This is a genomic window from Pedobacter cryoconitis, from assembly GCF_014200595.1.
Lineage (GTDB): Bacteria > Bacteroidota > Bacteroidia > Sphingobacteriales > Sphingobacteriaceae > Pedobacter > Pedobacter cryoconitis_C.
Genome location: NZ_JACHCG010000005.1, coordinates 53,929 through 72,343, shown reverse-complemented (window position 1 = coordinate 72,343; position 18,415 = coordinate 53,929). Strand labels below are relative to the sequence as shown.

16 protein-coding genes are annotated in these 18,415 nt (G+C 39.8%); 8 read left to right on the top strand and 8 right to left on the bottom strand.

Annotated elements, in window-relative coordinates:
* Nucleotides 1-2: 2 nt before the first annotated feature.
* The 7 genes from HDE70_RS22785 to HDE70_RS22755 form a co-directional block, all read right to left on the bottom strand.
* A complete protein-coding gene (locus tag HDE70_RS22785) occupies nucleotides 3-644 on the bottom strand; it encodes a DUF47 domain-containing protein (protein ID WP_068404177.1) in 642 nt (213 codons plus the stop codon).
* An 87-nt stretch (nucleotides 645-731) separates the two neighbouring features.
* The gene (locus tag HDE70_RS22780) at nucleotides 732-1,757 is read right to left on the bottom strand and encodes a sensor histidine kinase (protein ID WP_183866220.1); all 1,026 of its coding nucleotides are present in this window, start codon (nucleotides 1,755-1,757) and stop codon (nucleotides 732-734) included.
* 53 nt (nucleotides 1,758-1,810) lie between these two features.
* On the bottom strand, nucleotides 1,811-2,584 hold the full coding sequence (locus HDE70_RS22775; protein WP_183891929.1) for a TIGR03915 family putative DNA repair protein: 774 nt from the start codon (nucleotides 2,582-2,584) through the stop codon (nucleotides 1,811-1,813).
* Nucleotides 2,585-3,841 carry a putative DNA modification/repair radical SAM protein gene (locus HDE70_RS22770; protein ID WP_183891928.1) on the bottom strand — a complete coding sequence of 419 codons (1,257 nt, stop codon included), beginning with the start codon at nucleotides 3,839-3,841 and terminating at the stop codon, nucleotides 2,585-2,587.
* Between the two features lie 45 nt (nucleotides 3,842-3,886).
* A complete protein-coding gene (locus HDE70_RS22765; RefSeq protein WP_183892113.1) occupies nucleotides 3,887-4,540 on the bottom strand; it encodes an HD domain-containing protein in 654 nt (217 codons plus the stop codon).
* A gap of 41 nt (nucleotides 4,541-4,581) precedes the next feature.
* On the bottom strand, nucleotides 4,582-4,830 hold the full coding sequence (locus HDE70_RS22760; protein ID WP_183891927.1) for a helix-turn-helix domain-containing protein: 249 nt from the start codon (nucleotides 4,828-4,830) through the stop codon (nucleotides 4,582-4,584).
* A gap of 158 nt (nucleotides 4,831-4,988) precedes the next feature.
* Nucleotides 4,989-6,194, bottom strand: a complete 1,206-nt coding sequence (locus HDE70_RS22755) for a class I SAM-dependent RNA methyltransferase (protein ID WP_111635405.1) — start codon at nucleotides 6,192-6,194, stop codon at nucleotides 4,989-4,991.
* A 71-nt stretch (nucleotides 6,195-6,265) separates the two neighbouring features.
* On the opposite strand from HDE70_RS22755, the gene HDE70_RS22750 reads away from it, so the two are divergent.
* The 5 genes from HDE70_RS22750 to HDE70_RS22730 all read left to right on the top strand — a co-directional run bounded on the left by HDE70_RS22750 (nucleotide 6,266) and on the right by HDE70_RS22730 (nucleotide 12,958).
* Nucleotides 6,266-6,634 (top strand): DUF3127 domain-containing protein, encoded by a 369-nt coding sequence (locus HDE70_RS22750; RefSeq protein WP_068404163.1) that lies wholly within the window; start codon nucleotides 6,266-6,268, stop codon nucleotides 6,632-6,634.
* 148 nt (nucleotides 6,635-6,782) lie between these two features.
* Nucleotides 6,783-8,609 (top strand): sensor histidine kinase, encoded by a 1,827-nt coding sequence (locus HDE70_RS22745; protein WP_183891926.1) that lies wholly within the window; start codon nucleotides 6,783-6,785, stop codon nucleotides 8,607-8,609.
* A gap of 13 nt (nucleotides 8,610-8,622) precedes the next feature.
* Nucleotides 8,623-9,315 carry a response regulator transcription factor gene (locus HDE70_RS22740; protein WP_068404157.1) on the top strand — a complete coding sequence of 231 codons (693 nt, stop codon included), beginning with the start codon at nucleotides 8,623-8,625 and terminating at the stop codon, nucleotides 9,313-9,315.
* A gap of 132 nt (nucleotides 9,316-9,447) precedes the next feature.
* Nucleotides 9,448-10,566 carry a M57 family metalloprotease gene (locus HDE70_RS22735; RefSeq protein WP_183891925.1) on the top strand — a complete coding sequence of 373 codons (1,119 nt, stop codon included), beginning with the start codon at nucleotides 9,448-9,450 and terminating at the stop codon, nucleotides 10,564-10,566.
* Between the two features lie 136 nt (nucleotides 10,567-10,702).
* A complete protein-coding gene (locus HDE70_RS22730; RefSeq protein ID WP_183891924.1) occupies nucleotides 10,703-12,958 on the top strand; it encodes a helix-turn-helix domain-containing protein in 2,256 nt (751 codons plus the stop codon).
* Here the strand turns inward: HDE70_RS22730 and dapF are convergent.
* Nucleotides 12,955-13,770 (bottom strand): diaminopimelate epimerase, encoded by an 816-nt coding sequence (gene dapF, locus HDE70_RS22725; RefSeq protein ID WP_183891923.1) that lies wholly within the window; start codon nucleotides 13,768-13,770, stop codon nucleotides 12,955-12,957. The genes HDE70_RS22730 and dapF overlap by 4 nt on opposite strands.
* A 183-nt stretch (nucleotides 13,771-13,953) precedes the next feature.
* Between dapF and HDE70_RS22720 the strand changes: the two genes are divergently transcribed.
* The 3 genes from HDE70_RS22720 (at nucleotide 13,954) to HDE70_RS22710 (ending at nucleotide 18,398) form a co-directional block, all read left to right on the top strand.
* Complete coding sequence (locus tag HDE70_RS22720) at nucleotides 13,954-15,489, top strand: Do family serine endopeptidase (protein ID WP_183866214.1); 1,536 nt, start codon at nucleotides 13,954-13,956, stop codon at nucleotides 15,487-15,489.
* A gap of 219 nt (nucleotides 15,490-15,708) precedes the next feature.
* Complete coding sequence (locus HDE70_RS22715; RefSeq protein WP_183866213.1) at nucleotides 15,709-16,389, top strand: succinate dehydrogenase cytochrome b subunit; 681 nt, start codon at nucleotides 15,709-15,711, stop codon at nucleotides 16,387-16,389.
* Between the two features lie 29 nt (nucleotides 16,390-16,418).
* The gene (locus HDE70_RS22710; protein ID WP_183866212.1) at nucleotides 16,419-18,398 is read left to right on the top strand and encodes a fumarate reductase/succinate dehydrogenase flavoprotein subunit; all 1,980 of its coding nucleotides are present in this window, start codon (nucleotides 16,419-16,421) and stop codon (nucleotides 18,396-18,398) included.
* Nucleotides 18,399-18,415 lie beyond the last annotated feature (17 nt).

Sequence of the window (18,415 nt, the reverse complement as noted above, 5' to 3'; positions counted from 1 at the left end):
TTTTAAGCGTTTTTAACCAATATAGATTCCAACACATTTGCTGCATCTTCACATTTATCTGTAGCCATTTCAAGTGTTTGAAGAACTTCTTTTTGCTTAATCAGTTCAATTGCATTGGTTTCAAATTCGAATAACCTTGCGATTGCGATATTACAAACATAATCCGCTTGATTTTCACCACTATTGATACGTACACAGGCATCAGCAATAACACGGATGTTCTTAAAGCTTCTCAGTTCTTTGATGGCTTTATCTAAATCTGTACACATTTCAACCAGTAATTCGGCCAGTTTAATCATGGCATCGCCGATATTCGTGATGTTATACAATTCTATATTACTTGCTGAAGCATGAATATAATCTGCAATATCATCCACCGCACTTGCCAATGCATGAATATCTTCCCTGTCGAAAGGTGTGATAAAGTTTTTGCTTAATTCTAAGAAGATAGAGTGCGTGATATCATCACCAACGTGCTCAAGGCGTTCAATCTCCTTTATATATTCTTTTCTTTTTTCCAGATCTTTTGTACTTAAAGCAAGAAAAAGTGCTTCTGAGATCTTCAATACATTACTTCCGGCTTGTTCAAACAGCGGTTGGAATTTTTTGTCTTTTGGTGTAAAGAACTTAAAAATATTATTCATGTTAACTATAAGATATGGTTACAAAAGTAGGATCGCAATGTTAAGTTAGTGTTAAGTGTTAACATAAAAGGAATATTTCTTTAAATCTTAACCGATTTTTTGAAGCGTAAACGCAAAAGTAGTTCCGATTTGGAGCGTACTTCTAACCGATATAATTTGCTGATGCGCTTCCAGGATATGTTTGACAATTGCCAGCCCAAGGCCAGTTCCGCCAACTTCTCTGGAACGGTGAGAATCAATTCTGTAGAATCTTTCAAATAACCTTGGCAGATGTTTTTCGTCGATGCCGATGCCATCATCTGTAACCTCAATCAGGTATTGATCATGCAATTCAAAAATCTTGATCGCTGTAGACCCGTTCTCTTTACCATACTTGATGGAGTTGGAGATCAGGTTAATCATCACCTGTCTTATTTTTTCCCGGTCGGCATTTACAAAAGCCGGGTGCATATACTTCTCTTTAAAAGACAGCTGAACCTTTCTTTTGCCCGCTTTGTCTTCCAGCGCTTCCATCACTTCTTTAGCCAGCAAAACAAAATCAAATTTCCGGTAATCAATAGGCACTTCACCAGATTCCAGCTTTGAAATCGCGTCCAGATCATTGATCAGGTAGCTTAAGCGTTCTACATTTTTCTCTGCCTTTTGTAAAAACTTAACAGCCATTTCCGGATCATCCAGCAAACAATCCTGTAAAGTCTCTATATAACCCTGAATCGCAAACAGCGGGGTTTTAAATTCGTGAGATACATTGGAAAGAAATTCTCTTCTGAACTGTTCTTGTTTTTTAAGCAGATCAATTTCCTGCTTTTTGGCACCGGCCCATTCTTTAACCTCATGTTCTACATCATTGATCGGATCAGTACTCACATATTCGCCCAATGCATCTTTCAGGTCTTTCCCTAATTTCAGATTATGGATCAGTTTATAGATTAGTTTGATCTTAGAATAGATATACTTTTCCAGCAGGTAATAAAACATGATAAAACTCGTCACAAACGAAACCGCAAAAGAGACGAGCATAAAATACCAGCTTTGCTGGAAATGGAAATTGACCAGCCCGATAGACAGGCCAACTGCGAGTGCAGTAATTAAAACCAGGACACTTAACTTCATAAGGGCAATTTACAAGATAATAATCAAACGGAATATTAAATTTAGAATTCAGGTTAATCCGGTTCGAATTGTTTTTCAGTGAGGTATTTCCAGTATCTTTTAGGTACATGCTGTACATGTAATTTCGTGTTTTTTCTGGCCTGAATATTTGTGCTTTTAAAATAGTCTTTCCAAAGTACAGCGTACAGGCCTTCCTTTTCCGAAACGATAGCATTTGCTATCCCTGTTGTTTTTTGCCGCTGGTTAAAATCTATATTGATTTCTTCCACTGTGCTCAGATCGTAAAATAAACCATAGTCTCTTTTCAGGTCATAAATGATCCATTGCTGATCCGCATACCGGTTTTTGAAATGGGTGGCAATTAAAGGCAATACATTAAAATCCGGATCTATTCCACAGTAATAAATACCGTCTGCATTGTGCTGAAACCGGATAAAAGCTTCCATTCTGTGTTTCTCCCGCTCTACTTTTTTAGCTATTTTACTTAAAGCCAGTACATAAGGATTGCCATAGTTATTTTCTATAGCTGCGCCTTCGGTAAATAGATAACAGGCAAACTCAAATAATGCAGTATACCCTTCTTCCAGTTCGGAGAGATACGTACAATAAAACTTCCGGAGTGTAGCTTTGGATAAATTAGCTTGCAAGCCCTTCCAAACCCGGTCGGCTTTTTCCCGCTCATTCACAATATGCAGGCAAGGCATAAAAGCATCTGGCTGGAAAGCAGCTTCAGTTTGCAGCTTTACCTGCCCGGGTTTGCGCTCAAACCAGTTAAAGACCGCAGATAACAATCCCTCAAAGCTTCCATCAAATACGTAGTTCTGCATTTAGAAAAGAATAAGCTGGCTGGTATCGTACTTCAGATATTTACTCTGACTTTCTGCCTGTATAAATGATTTAATCTGGCTTCCCTGGTAATCTTTTAACTGATAGGGGCTGTCGGCACATTTGATGAAATATTTAGCCCGGTTATAAGCTACTCCGATTTTTTTAAGCTGGTCTATCCGTAATTTTCCAAATTTACGGGCCTGTACAATTTTTTTTGCAGAGGTAACTCCGATTCCGGGAATCCGAAGGATGACTTTATAGGCCGCAACGTTAATATCTACCGGAAAATGCTGCAAGTTGCGTAAAGCCCAGCTTAATTTTGGATCGATGTCAATATCCAGGTGCGGATTCGCATCATTCAGCAATTCATTGACATGAAAACCGTAGAAGCGCATCAGCCAGTCTGTCTGATATAACCTGTTTTCTCTGATTAACGGGGGTTGAGAACCAATCATCGGAAGCCGGTTATCATAGCTAATCGGAATATAACCTGAATAGTAAACTCTTTTCAGCGAAAAATCTTTGTAAAACAGCGCTGCGGTCTGCATAATCTCCTTGTCAGTCTCGGGAGTTGCACCAATCACCATTTGTGTACTCTGACCCGCGGACACAAATTTGGGTGTACTTTTAATCAGCTTACGTTCTTCTTTAAACTGTACGATCTGATTTTTGATGAAGCCCAGCGGCTGGGTCACCTGCTGATGGGTTTTTTCAGGCGCCAGTAATTTAAGCCCACTTTCAGTAGGCATTTCCAGATTAATACTCATCCGGTCTGCATACATGCCTGCTTCCCTGATCAGTTCTTCACTCGCTCCGGGAATCGTTTTTAAATGGATATAGCCGTTAAAGCGCTCTTCCAGCCTGAGTTTTTTTACGACCCTAAGCAAACGTTCCATCGTAAAATCAGCATTCTTAAAAATCCCTGAACTTAAGAATAAACCTTCAATATAGTTTCTTCTGTAAAAGTTCATGGTCAGTTCTACCACTTCTTCTACAGTAAATGCAGCTCTTGTAATGTCATTGCTTTTTCTGGAAACGCAGTAAGCACAATCAAAAATACAATGATTGGTCAGCAGGATTTTCAGCAGCGAAACACATCTGCCATCCTCCGTATAAGTATGACAGATGCCAGAAGCATGGCTATTTCCCAAACCTTTATTATCATTTTTTCTATTTCCTCCGCTGGATGAACACGATACATCATATTTGGCGGCATCTGCCAGAATATTCAGCTTTTCTCTAAGACGTTCAGACATAATGCTATATTTACTAACAAATATAGCATTTAAATACTAATTATTTTAGCTTTCGCCTTCCCATTCCGAATAAAACTGATTCAGGTACAATTGCATGAACTGATGTCTTTGTTCAGCAAGCTCTTTTCCGGTCCTGGTTTTCATCAGGTCTTTTAAACGCAGCAGTTTTTCATAAAAGTGATTGATAGTTGGTGCTTCAGAATTTTTATAAGCTTCTTTACTCATATTTAGCTCAGGCTTGATTTCCGGATCATACAGCACCCTGTTTTTATATCCGCCATAAGTGAAGGCCCTGGCGATCCCGATTGCACCTATGGCATCTAAGCGGTCTGCATCCTGAACAATATCAAGTTCTCTGGAAGAGAATTCAATTTTCCCCAAATTTGCTTTGTAACTCAGATTTCTGATGATTTGCTGTACTTCCAGGATCACAGCTTCGCTAAGGCCAAGCGTGCGGAGAAAATTCCCGGCCAGCTGCGGACCGATTTCTTCATCACCGTTATTGAACTTGCTATCGGCAATATCATGCAATAAAGCAGCAAGGGTGACCAGAAGTAAATCTCCACCTTCTTTGGTATTTATACTTAAAGCAGTTTTATAAACCCTTTCGATATGAAACCAGTCATGACCAGCTTCTGCTCCCTGAAGGGTATCTTTTACAAAACTGATTGTTTTTTCTTTTATAAGATCAAAGTCCATTTGCATGAAACAAAGATATTATAATTCAAATTATTTCATTATTACTCTAAACGTACGCCACGGCTATGATCCATCGCAATTAACTCTGTCACCTTGACATCCAGTACAGATGCAATATGGAATAATCTTTCTACAGTAAGTTTGCTATAGCCCAATTCAATTTTGCTATAAGCATTTTGAGAAATTGTCAGCTTGGCCGCCAGATAATCCTGCGTATAATTCCTAAACTCTCTGACTTTTCTGATGTTAGTCGCTACAATTTCCGGTTTTAAATCCAGGAGGTCTTTCATAATCTAAATTAGTCGTGTTGACTAACTAACGTAAATGAAAAGTGTACGGATTTCGGATTTTAAAAAAAATATTCCTGGTGGTGGTTAGCCTGGAGTATTACCATAAAAAAAGACCTGTCCGAACCGGCCAGGTCTTTTGTATAGTATTAAAAAAATTGTTAATCTTCTGCTTTATGCTCCTTAGGCTGAGGTCTTTCTTCTTCAGCTCTGCGGGTACCATCATACAATTCATATTCCATCATACGGCAATCTAATTTACCATTGTAGAATTCAACTTTGCGTGATGCCTTTAATCCGATTTTTTTAGCCAGATCAGGGTTACCTGTAAAAATATAACCACTGTAACCTTTACAATCTTTCTTCAGGAAATCTCCGATACGTTTGTAAGTCAGTTCCAGCTGAGAGTGAACACCTAAGCGTTCTCCATACTCCGGATTAAATACCACAACACCTTTTCCACCTTCAGGAACCGGTGTATCTGCGAAATCGCAAACTTCAAAAGTAATCAGCGTATCTACACCAGCAGTCTGCGCATTTTTACGGCTGATATCAACCGCATCTTCAGATAAATCCGTTGCTACAATCTGTAAGTCTATATTTTTGATCACCTGTTCTTTAAGAATCCTGCGTTCAGCGAAGAATACTTCTTCATCATAACCCAGCACGTGCATAAAGCCATAGTTCATGCGGAATAAACCAGGTCTTCTGTTTGTCGCTAATAATGCAGCTTCAATTGCAAGCGTACCTGACCCGCACATCGGGTTGATAAATGGTGATTTCTGATCCCAGTTGGTGCTCATCACTACACCTGCGGCAAGCGCTTCCAGCATAGGTGCTTTTCCAGGAATTTTACGATAGCCGTGTTTCGCTAAAGTTTCTCCTGAAGTATCGATGAAAATATCTGCCTCATCGTCTTTCCAGTACAGGTGGACAACAGTTTTGTTCGCATCTGAACCTGAATTCGGACGCATCCCTTTCTTGTCTTTTATCCGGTCAACAATCGCATCTTTAACTTTCAGATTGGTGAAAAGCGGAGTAGTTATTGTTGGATTATCTACATTGGAAGTCACCGAAAAATACCCTGAAAAATCAATCAGATCTTCCCATGGCATATCTACCAGTTCACGGTATAATTCTTCTGGATTATTGACTTTAAAGCTATTTAAACAGTATAAGATCTGGCTGGCACATCTTAAGTTTAAATTCAGTTTAATACACTCTGTCAGTGTGATATTAAGCTCTACTCCCGTAGGGAAATCTCTTACGATTTCATAGCCAAGCGCTTTTACCTCTTCTACCAAATAAGGTGAAAGTCTTTTGTTACAGGTTAAAATAACCTTACTTTTGTTGTGGAAAACTTGCATAATTATTGTGCTAAGTTATCAATAATAATATAGAGATTTGAACTAGTCAATAGAATAAAAGAGTTATTGTTATGGAATTAAAAGGAAAAGTGCACGAAATCGGTGCATTACAGCAGGTGAGTGAGACTTTTAAAAAGCGTGATCTCATTATCGAATATGCAGAAAACCCAACTTATCCTGAATATATCAGGTTCGAGGCTTTACAAGATAAAACTGCTTTATTTGATAGCTTGAAAACCGGTGATGATGTTGAAGTTTCATTCAATCTGCGCGGTCGTCCGTGGACAGATAAAATGGGAAAGGTTTCTTATTTTAATAGTTTAGTAGTTTGGCGTATCAATGCACTGACGAACAGTGGTGCAGCGGCTTCAACTCCACAATATGCTCCTCCTGCGGATTTAAACAGCGCACCAGGTGAGGAAGATGATCTGCCATTCTAAACCTCTTTTCAGAAGAATGAAATGGTATAAAAATGCCGGGAATTATTTCCCGGCATTTTTTTTTGGACAGGAATTTGAACCTTACGTGTTAAATTTTGTTAAAATAGAACTTATTGCCTCAGTCTATGCTTATTTTTGACTTTCGAGAATGAAAAAGAGAAGTCTTTGGTTAATCACCGCCCTCATGACCATAGCTCTGCTTGGCGTGTTTGTAATGCAGTTGTATTACATCAGGGAAGCCTACAGACTTAAATCTCAGCTTTTCGAGCAGGAAGTTAACCAGGTGCTAAGCGCGGTTGCAGACAAAGTACAACGTTTAAATGCGGTAAATCATATCAATAAAAAAGATCTGGAATGGCGTATAAAGATGGAAAATCAACGTCGTGACCGTACCCGCCGGCTGATTGACCTGGATCAGAACTACAAAGAATTAGAAAGAAAAAGAAAATACGATCAGCGCAAGCAGATGATTGATGAACTCAATTATCAGGATGAGATGATCCGGAAAATGTACCTGAGTCCTACTATAATTTCTGAAGCCGACTTTTATGCACTGGAAAACAGGGCAACAACGCCATTGAATGTTGATGTGAACGTCGGTTTTGATGCCAATCTGAATATGATTGGAAGTAATGTACAGAAAACTTTCAGGCTTGGTTCTGTTAAAACGTTTGATATAGAACCCAAAAAATTACCAGACAGTATTCGTTATCTCGTTTACAGCCGCTATGACAGCAGGCCTTTAAGAGTCTCTTTGCCCAGCCTGAATGGAGACATGCGGCTAAAATTCAAGGTAGAAGATGAGATTGCCAACAGGCGGAGAAATCATGCTTTGAAGGAATTACAGGCAGATACTGTCCGCTTACTTGATGAAGGCAGTTTTAATGTCATCGAAGCTGCTGCTAAAGAAATGAGCCAGCTGGACATCCCATTGGCACAGCGTGTTTCGAAAGGGACGCTGGATACTTTACTCCGTGCAGAACTGGCGAATAAAAATATCAATCTTGCTTATGATTTCTGGTTGAAAAGCCTGGTTAGTGACCGGTTGGTCTTCCGTAAAATATCTTCGCTGCGGGGAGAGATTTTACCTGCCAATACTTATAAAACGGCTCTTTTTAGCAATGATGTATTGAGAGATCCCGGTATGTTATATATTAATTTTCCGAACAAAAGTGCTGCTATTTTTAATAACCTGAGTGTAACGATGGCCTCTTCTGCCGGTTTATTGATTGTACTGATTTCTATTTTCTCTTATACGCTTTATGCGATATTAAGGCAGAAAAAAATCGCGGAGATGAAGAGCGATTTCATCAACAATATGACCCATGAATTCAAGACTCCGGTATCTACCATCATGATTGCCAGTGAAGCGCTTAGAGACCCCGAAATTCAGGAAGACAAGTCGCGTATAAGCAGACTTGCAGGAATTATATATGATGAAAATGTGCGCCTGGGTAATCATATTGAGCGTGTGCTGAGTATTGCAAGGCTGGATAAAAAGGAATTGAAGCTGGAAACTGAAGATGTAGAGATGAACAGCCTGATTGCTGCCGTAGCAGACAGTATGAGTCTTCAGCTACAGAAAAAAGAAGCGACGCTGACTTTAAATCTAAACGCGTCCAACGCATTAGTGACAGGGGATGAGCTGCATTTATCAAATGTAATTTATAACTTAATAGACAATGCGAACAAATACAGTATTGATCCGCCTCAGATTACTTTAAGTACAAAGAACGCTGGTAAATGTCTTTATATAGACATCGAGGATAAAGGGATCGGAATGACAAAAGAACAATGCAAACGTGCTTTTGACCAGTTTTACAGAGTGCCTACCGGAAATTTACACGATGTAAAAGGATTTGGGCTCGGTTTAAATTACGTTCAGGATATTATTACCCAGATGAACGGGACAATCAAGTTGAAGAGTGAAAAGGATAAAGGAACAATATTTGAAATAATTATACCCCTAAAATAACGCAATATTACTTATGAAAATTCTATTGGTAGAAGATGATCCTAATCTTGGAATGCTGCTTCAGGACTATTTACAGCTAAAGGGTAAATTCGATGTAGTATTATGTGTTGATGGTGAAGAAGGACTCCGTGCTTTCAATAAACAAGCTTTCGATTTATGTATCCTCGATGTGATGATGCCTAAAAAGGATGGTTTTGCTTTGGGTAAGGAAATCAGGAAGGTCAATGAAAATATCCCTATTATTTTTGCGACGGCAAAAGCTATGATGGAAGATAAAGCCTCTGCTTATGATTTGGGAGGTGATGATTACATTACAAAACCTTTCCGTATTGAAGAACTGTTACTTAGAATTAATGCTTTACTGAAGCGCGTATCTGCTAAGGAAACCAAAGTTGCTGCACCTGTTCAGTCTCAGTTTCAGATTGGTAGTTATACTTTTGATTATACGACACAGCTGATTCAGCATAACGGACAGCAGCAAAAACTTTCGACCAAGGAAGCCGAGTTGTTACAATTGCTCTGCTTAAAACAAAATGCAGTGCTTACCCGCGAAGAAGCTTTGCTAAGTATCTGGCATGATGATAACTACTTTAATGGGCGAAGCATGGACGTGTTCCTGAGCAAACTCCGTAAATACTTAAAAGAAGATCCGAAAGTGGAAATTCTGAATGTGCATGGTAAGGGCTATAAACTTTTGATTAATTAGTAAATAATATTTTTATTAAAAAGCCATTTTCCGGATAGGAAGATGGCTTTTTTTTGTTTAGTAATAATTCGTTTGGATTTAAAGACTAATTATTTAAATTAGAGTTATATTATTTAATCTAAAATAACGCTCATGAAAAAAAGAAATCTACTCTTAATGGTCGGTTTATTGACTATTGGTTTTATTTCCTGCCAAAAAAAGGAAAGTTCTAAAACGGTTGATACGAATACTGAAATATCCGCTTCAGTTAAGTCAAAAATTAATAAACTAGGCTTTAGTGCTGCTGGAGCTCAAAAGGTTCCAGGAGGCTATGTAGTGGAAGGTGATATCCTTTTGACGGAAAAAATACTGGATGAGAACCCGACGACAAACCTTTTAAATATTGCTAAAACAGAACACTACAGGACTACCAATGTGGTAAAAGGCATACAACGTGTTTTTACGATATCAGTATCAAATTTACCAGCTGTTTATAGTGATGCAACAGATTTAATGATTGAAAGATATAATCAGCTTGGTCTGAGAATCTCTTTCCAACGTGCAAATACCGGTACAATAGGGGACATTAATGTTGTTGGATTTAATCAGGGCCCGAGTGGTGGTCAGATTGTTCTGGGGTCTTCTGGTTTTCCAACGGCAGCAGGGCAACCCTTTAATGAGATCAGAATGAATACCAACGAGGCTGCATATGGCACAAATCCGGAATTGTTAAATCTGGCTTCAGTATTGCAGCATGAAGTTGGTCACACGATTGGTTTGCGCCATACTGATCTGGCAAACAGAGCTTACAGTTGTGGCGGGCAGGCCGTCAATGAAGGAGCTTCTACCGTTGGGGCTATATTTATACCAGGTACGCCTTCTGGTCCTGAAGCAGGATCATTTATGCTGGCCTGTTTAAATGGTGGAAACAGAACTTTTAATAGTAATGATATTGTGGCATTGAAATATTTGTATGGGACTACTACGCCAAGTATTTATGGATCTGGCAGCGGTTACAGAGGACAGGATTATTCATTTACTGTATATGGATCAGTATTAGGTGATACTTTTGCCTGGACCGTAACTAGTAACGCTGCAACAATTACCAGTGGTCAGAATACAGAAACTTTGAATGTTATTTTAAAGAATATTGCCGGTACTGCTCCTTATAGTTACACTGCCAGCGTTTTAATAACGAGTCTGGATGGGACAACCAGAACTGCTACTTTTAATGCAGTATCTAAATACTGTGGTAATTGCCCGCTTAATTAGGCAAATGTTTATTGTTAAATCAGTATGGGCCCGGTATTTTACCAGGCCCATACTGATTTAACAATAAACTACCACGACTGATTAATTAGTTTCTGGAAAGCTTTAGTACCTTTGCTTTTCAACAACGGTGCAAAATATGAGTGAATACAATCCTGCTGAGATAGCGGCTAAATTTATCAACTATACTTCAAGGCACATTTTCCTGACAGGGAAGGCGGGAACCGGGAAGACTACATTTTTGAGGAATTTAATTGAGCTAACCCATAAAAAAGCGGTTATTGTGGCGCCCACTGGGATTGCTGCGATTAATGCTGCCGGGGTAACCATCCATTCATTATTTCAGCTTCCGTTTGGGACTTATCTGCCAAAACAGCCTGCGGTTGAACCGGTCAATCAACAGTACAATACACCAAGATCTATTGTTCGTCATTTACAGATGAACACCACCAAAAGAAGAATATTTCAGGACCTTGAATTACTGATCATCGATGAGGTGAGTATGCTGCGCGCCGATTTACTGGATGCGATTGATATGGTACTGCGTTATATCAGAAAGAACAATGCCAGCTTTGGAGGGGTACAGGTCTTGTTTATTGGAGATCTTCACCAGTTACCTCCGGTTGTCAAATCCAATGAGTGGCAGCTTTTAGGAGAGTTTTATAAGAGTGTTTATTTCTTTGACGCACATGCGTTGTATCACAATCCTCCGGTATATATTGAATTGGAGAAAATCTACAGACAAGCAGATTCTGTGTTCATCGATCTGCTAAATAACCTCAGAAATAATGAAATTACAGCAGAGAATATCACTCTGCTGGAAAAATATTATAAAGCTGGTTTTGAGCCGGCGAAAGACGACAAATATATCACCCTGACTACCCATAACCAGCGTGCAGATACTTTAAATAAAAAGAGTCTGGAGGAGCTTGGCGGGAAGTCTTATTTCTTCAAGGCCACCGTAGAAGATGAGTTTTCTGAAAACTCTTATCCGGCCGAACATCTGCTGGAATTAAAACTCGGTGCCCAGATCATGTTTATCAAAAATGATCAGAGTGGTGACCGCCGTTATTTTAATGGAAAAATAGCCACTGTTATTCGTCTGGGAGAGGATGGGATAGAGGTAGAAACAGAAGGGGAGAGAGAAAAAATTATCCTGGAGAAATTTACCTGGAAAAATATAAGGTACAGCAATCATAAGGTGACCAATGAGATCGAAGAAGAGGTGATTGGTAAGTTTATCCAGTACCCGATTAAATTGGCATGGGCGATTACAGTACATAAAAGCCAGGGTTTAACATTTGATAAAGCCATCATTGATATCGGGAATGCTTTTGCACCCGGACAGATTTATGTAGCCTTGTCACGTCTGCGGTCACTGGATGGATTAGTACTGACCTCCCAGATTTCAAGGACAGGAATCAGGCAGGATCAGAATGTAGCGCTGTTTTCTAAAAACAAACAGCAGGAGGAAGAGTTGAAGGAACAGATTACGCAGGAGAGCCAGGTTTTCCTGAAAAGCTACCTGATCACTTGTTTTGATTTAACACCGCTTGATAATTACGTTTATGAGCATGTGCATTCTTACAGTAAAGACATCAATAAATCTTCCAAACAAAAGCATGTCAAATGGGCTCAGCTCTTACTAAAGGATTTGAGTGAAATCAAGGCTAACGCAAATAAATTCCTCGCACAGCTTCAGCGCTTATGCAATGACCAGTCTGCTGAAGGATTAGCTAACCTGCTGGTGAGGACTACAGCCGCCGAGAATTATTTTAATCCGTTGATCCTGGATCTTTCCAGACGTATTTTTGAACGGATGGAATTGGTGAAACAGGATAAGCAGGTCACCGCCTTCCTGACTGAGTTACTGGAAATGGAATCGTTATTTTACGAGCAATTCAAAAAGATAAGAAAAGCCACCGGGTTATTACAGGCTACGATTAACGGCACGGATTTCACGAAAACAGATGTTGGTTTTTTATTGAATCAGAAAGAGCGCGAAGCACAGATGAAATCGGTCTATGCAATGCCTAATAAGCTGGACTTTACAGCCAAAAAGGAGAGAACGAAAAAAACAGCAACCCCTAAAGCGCCAAAAGAAGATACAAAAGTTGTTTCTCTGGAGCTTTTTTTAAAAGGGAAAACTATTCTGGAAATTGCTGAAGAGCGGAAAATGGTGATAGGCACTATAGAAGGGCACTTAGCACATTACGTGGCTTTACAGGAGATTTCTGCAAAAGATATTTTGGGCCGTAAAAAGCTGGACAATATTCTTGAAGCCATCAGGGATTTAAAAACAATGAGCCTGGCGCCCATCAGAGATCATCTGGGCAAGAGCTTTACTTTTGGGGAAATCAAGATAGGCATTGCTGCCCATCTGGCTGAAAACTAGATGTGTTTAATATTTCCTTCGAAAACAAGCTCTGCCGGGCCGCATAAAAACACTTTGGTAAATTCCTGTCCGTCATAGTGAAAGCCAACACGAAGGTTCCCGCCGAGTACTTCTATTTCGGTTACCTGACTGCCGGTTTTTCCATGATGTTTAGCTATAGCCAGTGCAACAGCAGTAACTCCGGTTCCGCACGCAAAAGTTTCGTCTTCTACACCGCGTTCAAAAGTGCGTACAAACAAATGGTCGCCCTTGTCTTCTACGAAATTTACATTAATCCCTTCTTTTTTGTAAGTCGTATTGTTACGGATTTTGCTGCCTTGTTTAAAGACATCCATTTCTTTCAGCGCGGTAACCTGTGCTACATAATGCGGAGAGCCTGTATTGAGCACATAAGCTTCTCCGTCCCTGCCAATTTGATGCACATTAATCATTTGCAGATCAACCCAGTTCCCTTTCTCTGAAATTTTGGCATAATGAGGGCCGTCAACTGCCAGAAAGTTAGTTTGCGTATCTATGATTCCTAAGTGTTTAGCGAAGGCGACAATACATCTTCCCCCGTTTCCGCACATACTGCTCAGGTTTCCGTCTGCATTGAAATAAATCATTTCGAAATCGTATTCTGAGTGGTTCTGAAGCAGCATCAAACCGTCTGCGCCAACGCCAAAACGCCTGTCACACAGTTGGTGGACAATATTATTATCCTTATATTGAAATGTTTGGCTGCGGTTATCAATTAAGACAAAATCATTGCCTGCACCCTGGTATTTATAGAAATGTGGTTTTAACGGATCGGTGGGTTTGGTATTTAACATTTTTTAACAATTAAGGGATGCTTCGGTGACACAAATATCGTTGTATTGGTATTAACTTTGAGTAATACGAACAAAGAAACACACACACAAATGAAACCTGCATGAGTTTGAATGCTCAAATTACTGAATAAAGTTAGGCCCATGCAAGCTTCGATACCATTAAATACATAAATTAACAAACTGATGAAAAAAATAGCATTAATAGTTTTAGCTGCATTCATTGGAGGTGCAGTAGCAATTGGCGGTTATAAAATGTTTGAACGCAGTTCAAACGGAATGACACTAACTGAAAAGCAAAATGTTCTTTTTGCAAGTAACCCATCAAAAATTTCTTCAACGGGGGCAGTTGACTTCGTTCAGGCTGCAGCTGCGGTTTCCCCGGCAGTAGTACATATCAGAACAACTTTTAAAGCAGAAGGTTCAGACGGAGGAGGCTCAGGCTCTCCGATGGATATGATGGAAGAATTCTTCGGTGGCCGTGGTGGCAGAAGATCACGTGCACCAAGGGCAGCTTCGGGTTCGGGTGTGATCTTAACGCCTGATGGTTATATCGTAACGAACAATCACGTGGTAGATAACGCAGACAAGATTCAGGTCGTTCTTTCAGACCGCCGCAAAGTAGAAGCTAAGGTGATTGGCAGAGACCCGAATACGGATCTTGCTTTAATCAAAGTAGATGCTTCGGACTTACCAGTAGTAAAAATGGGTAACTCTGATAATGTTCAGGTAGGAGAATGGGTATTGGCTGTGGGCTTCCCATTAGATCTGCAAACTACAGTAACTGCTGGTATTGTCAGTGCTAAATCCCGCGCAATCGGTATTTTAAACAGAGATCAGCAGCCTACTGAAGAAGAATATGAAGAATACCAGCGTACTGGTAAAGCACCTGCAAGAACAAACAGTGCAATTGAATCGTACATTCAAACTGATGCAGCTATTAATCCTGGAAACAGTGGGGGTGCGTTAGTAAATGCAAACGGTGAGCTGATTGGAATAAATGCGGCGATCGCTTCTCAGACAGGTACGAATGAAGGATATGGATTTGCTATTCCTGTAAACCTTGCTAAAAAGATCTTAGAAGATTTTAAAAAATACGGTAGTGTAAAACGCGGTTATGTAGGTGTTACTTTCCAGGAATTGAATGCTGATGCAGCAGAAAACCTGAAGATCAGTGATGTCTCAGGTCTGTATGTAAATGATGTGATGCCAAATGGTGGTGGCGCAGCAGCAGGAATTAAAAAAGGGGATATCATCAAAAAAGTAGAAGGCAGAGAGGTTTTTGCTTCTCCGGATCTTCAGGAAAAAATTGGTCGTATGAGCCCTGGTGATAAAGTGCAGCTGACGATTTCAAGAGATGGAAAAGAGCAGAATGTAAACGTTACTTTGAAAGGTGATGAAAGCTTAAATAAAGCAAAAACTGTACTTGCTGCAAAAACTACAGGGACAACGATGAGTAAACTGGGTGCTTCATTTGCACCGGCATCGCCAGCAATCAAAGCTAAGTTTGGTGCTAAAAACGGAGTTGTAGTGACTGCTGTTGAGCCAGGTAAGGCATTTGATAACCTGGATATCCCTAAAGGATTGTTAGTAACCAGTATCAATGGTAAACCAGTAAACAGCGCGAAAGATGTGGAGGCTGCCTTGCCAACTTCTAAAAACGGAAAGACTACTGTAGCGGGAATCGGACCTAACGGAAATTACACTTTCAGCTTTAACTAAAGTATCAGATTTTAAAGGTTTAATGACGGGGAGCAATCACAATTGCTTCCCGTTTTTTTATGCCCTCTTGTTCGTGTAATTTGCACAATAACCCCCTAAAACCATAAAACTTAGAACGTTTCTAAATAGTTTATTTATTGATTTTAACTGGAATTCTTGTATAAATTAAGTCATTTATTAAATACTTTTGCAGGAATAGAACTCAAAAATATAAATCTAATGGCTAGTTTCGGAAACGCTTTTTCCTCGTCTATAGGAAAAAAACTAATAATGGGTATCACCGGCCTGTTTCTTATTTTATTTCTAATTGTGCATTGCTTTATCAATTCGTTGATATTTCTGAATGACGGTGGATTAACATTCAATCTTGGTGCCCACTTCATGGCTACAAACTGGTTAATCAGAGGGTCAGAAGTTATACTGATGGTTGGTTTGCTTTTACACATTGTACAGGGCCTTCGTCTGACTTTTCAGAATCAGGCTTCCCGTCCGGTAAAATATGCAGTGAATGATGGAAATGCAAATAGTAAATGGTACTCCCGCTCAATGGGATTATTAGGAACATTATTGTTAATCTTTCTGATTGTGCATTTATCTAATTTCTGGGTAGTATCTCGTTTTACAGGTATCCCAACAACAGATTCAAATGGACATGAAGATTTGTACGCAGTAATGAGAGAGACTTTTCAAAATGTTTGGATCGTGGTTTTATATGTCCTTGCAATGGCATCCTTAGCTTACCATTTATTACACGGTTTTGCTTCTGCATTCCAGACCTTAGGATGGAACCACAAGAAGTATAGTCCGCTTATCAAAGGATTCGGTGTATGGTATTCGATTATCATTGCCTTACTTTTTGCAGCTATGCCTATTGCAGTGCATACAGGACTTATTAAATAAAATTTCGAACGTATAAAACGCTAAATAAAATGGCAGATTTTAATGCAAATATACCGGAAGGGGAACTGACCGTGAAATGGACTAAACTGAGGTCTTCAATGCCTCTGGTTAATCCGGCGAATAAAAGAAGTATAGAAATTGTAGTAGTAGGTTCAGGACTTGCAGGCGCTTCGGCAGCAGCAACCCTTGCCGAAATGGGATATAAAGTTAAATGTTTTTGTTTCCAGGATTCACCAAGAAGAGCGCACTCTATTGCGGCTCAGGGCGGTATCAATGCAGCAAAAAATTATCAGAATGATGGTGACAGTGTTTACCGTTTATTCTACGATACGATTAAAGGTGGTGATTACCGCGCCCGTGAAGCTAACGTTCACCGTTTAGCTGAAGTAAGTGCGAATATCATTGACCAGTGTGTGGCTCAGGGAGTTCCTTTAGCGAGAGAGTATGGTGGATTACTGGATAACCGTTCATTCGGTGGTACCCAGGTTCAGCGTACCTTTTATGCTGCCGGACAAACTGGTCAGCAATTGCTATTAGGCGCTTACAGTGCTTTAGAGCGTCAGATTGGTATGGGTAAAGTCGAGATGTTTACCCGTCACGAAATGCTTGAAGTTGTTAAAATTGAAGGTAAAGCACGTGGTATTATTGCCCGTAACTTAATTACAGGTGAACTGGAACGTCACTTCGGTCATGCGGTATTATTAGGAACTGGTGGTTACGGAAACGTATTCTATCTTTCTACCAATGCAATGGGAAGTAACGTGACTGCTGCCTGGAAAGCACACAAAAAAGGAGCTTTCTTTGGTAATCCTTGTTTTACCCAGATCCACCCTACGTGTATCCCGGTATCGGGAGATCACCAATCGAAATTAACCCTGATGTCTGAGTCATTGCGTAATGACGGACGTATCTGGGTTCCTAAGAAAAAAGACGATCAGCGTAAAGCAACAGATATTCCTGAAGAGGAAAGAGATTATTATTTAGAGCGTCGTTATCCTGCTTTCGGTAACCTTGTTCCACGTGACGTGGCTTCAAGAGCTGCCAAAGAGCGTTGTGACGCTGGTTATGGTGTTGGTGTTTCTAAACTGGCTGTATACCTGGATTTCAAAGCAAATACAGAGCGTTACGGACGTATTGAAGCTTCAGTACACAATATCCACAATCCGGATAAAGAAACTTGCATGCGCTTAGGCCGTGAGGTGATCAAAGAGAAATACGGAAACTTGTTTGACATGTACAAACAAATTACCGGTGAAGATCCTTATGATTTACCAATGCGTATTTATCCTGCAGTTCACTATACAATGGGTGGGCTATGGGTAGATTATAACCTGATGACTACTGTACCGGGTTTATATGCTTTAGGTGAAGCTAACTTCTCTGACCATGGTGCCAACCGTTTAGGTGCTTCTGCTTTAATGCAGGGACTTGCGGATGGTTACTTTGTAATCCCTTATACTATCGGTTCTTATATTTCTAAAGAATTAGCTACTAAAGCAATTCCTCTGGATCACCCTGCATTTGTGGAGGCAGAAGCTAGTGTTAAAGCTATCCTTGATAAATTCATCTCGATTAAAGGAACAAAATCTGTAGACTTCTTCCACAAGAAATTAGGTAAGATCATGTGGGAAAAATGTGGAATGGCCCGTAATGCAAAAGGACTTTCTGAAGCGATTTTAGAAATACAACAATTGCGTAAAGATTTCTGGTCTGATTTACGTGTTCCAGGTATAGCAGAAGAATTCAATCCTGAATTAGAGAAAGCTGGCCGTGTAGCTGACTTTATCGAGTTAGGTGAGCTGATGTGTATGGATGCATTGAACAGAAATGAATCATGCGGAGGTCACTTCAGAGAAGAATATCAGACTGAAGAAGGTGAAGCTTTAAGGGATGATGAAAACTATGCTTACGTATCTGCATGGGAATACAAGGATGATGTTAAGTTTGAACTTCATAAAGAGGAGTTGAAATTCGAGAACATCAAAATTGCACAAAGAAGTTATAAATAATCTAGTACTAAAATCTC

Coding starts and splice junctions, on each gene's coding strand:
- HDE70_RS22785 (WP_068404177.1), bottom strand. CDS start 644: ATGAATAATATTTTTAAGTTCTTTACACCAAAAGACAAAAAATTCCAA.
- HDE70_RS22780 (WP_183866220.1), bottom strand. CDS start 1,757: ATGAAGTTAAGTGTCCTGGTTTTAATTACTGCACTCGCAGTTGGCCTG.
- HDE70_RS22775 (WP_183891929.1), bottom strand. CDS start 2,584: ATGCAGAACTACGTATTTGATGGAAGCTTTGAGGGATTGTTATCTGCG.
- HDE70_RS22770 (WP_183891928.1), bottom strand. CDS start 3,841: ATGTCTGAACGTCTTAGAGAAAAGCTGAATATTCTGGCAGATGCCGCC.
- HDE70_RS22765 (WP_183892113.1), bottom strand. CDS start 4,540: ATGGACTTTGATCTTATAAAAGAAAAAACAATCAGTTTTGTAAAAGAT.
- HDE70_RS22760 (WP_183891927.1), bottom strand. CDS start 4,830: ATGAAAGACCTCCTGGATTTAAAACCGGAAATTGTAGCGACTAACATC.
- HDE70_RS22755 (WP_111635405.1), bottom strand. CDS start 6,194: ATGCAAGTTTTCCACAACAAAAGTAAGGTTATTTTAACCTGTAACAAA.
- HDE70_RS22750 (WP_068404163.1), top strand. CDS start 6,266: ATGGAATTAAAAGGAAAAGTGCACGAAATCGGTGCATTACAGCAGGTG.
- HDE70_RS22745 (WP_183891926.1), top strand. CDS start 6,783: ATGAAAAAGAGAAGTCTTTGGTTAATCACCGCCCTCATGACCATAGCT.
- HDE70_RS22740 (WP_068404157.1), top strand. CDS start 8,623: ATGAAAATTCTATTGGTAGAAGATGATCCTAATCTTGGAATGCTGCTT.
- HDE70_RS22735 (WP_183891925.1), top strand. CDS start 9,448: ATGAAAAAAAGAAATCTACTCTTAATGGTCGGTTTATTGACTATTGGT.
- HDE70_RS22730 (WP_183891924.1), top strand. CDS start 10,703: ATGAGTGAATACAATCCTGCTGAGATAGCGGCTAAATTTATCAACTAT.
- dapF (WP_183891923.1), bottom strand. CDS start 13,770: ATGTTAAATACCAAACCCACCGATCCGTTAAAACCACATTTCTATAAA.
- HDE70_RS22720 (WP_183866214.1), top strand. CDS start 13,954: ATGAAAAAAATAGCATTAATAGTTTTAGCTGCATTCATTGGAGGTGCA.
- HDE70_RS22715 (WP_183866213.1), top strand. CDS start 15,709: ATGGCTAGTTTCGGAAACGCTTTTTCCTCGTCTATAGGAAAAAAACTA.
- HDE70_RS22710 (WP_183866212.1), top strand. CDS start 16,419: ATGGCAGATTTTAATGCAAATATACCGGAAGGGGAACTGACCGTGAAA.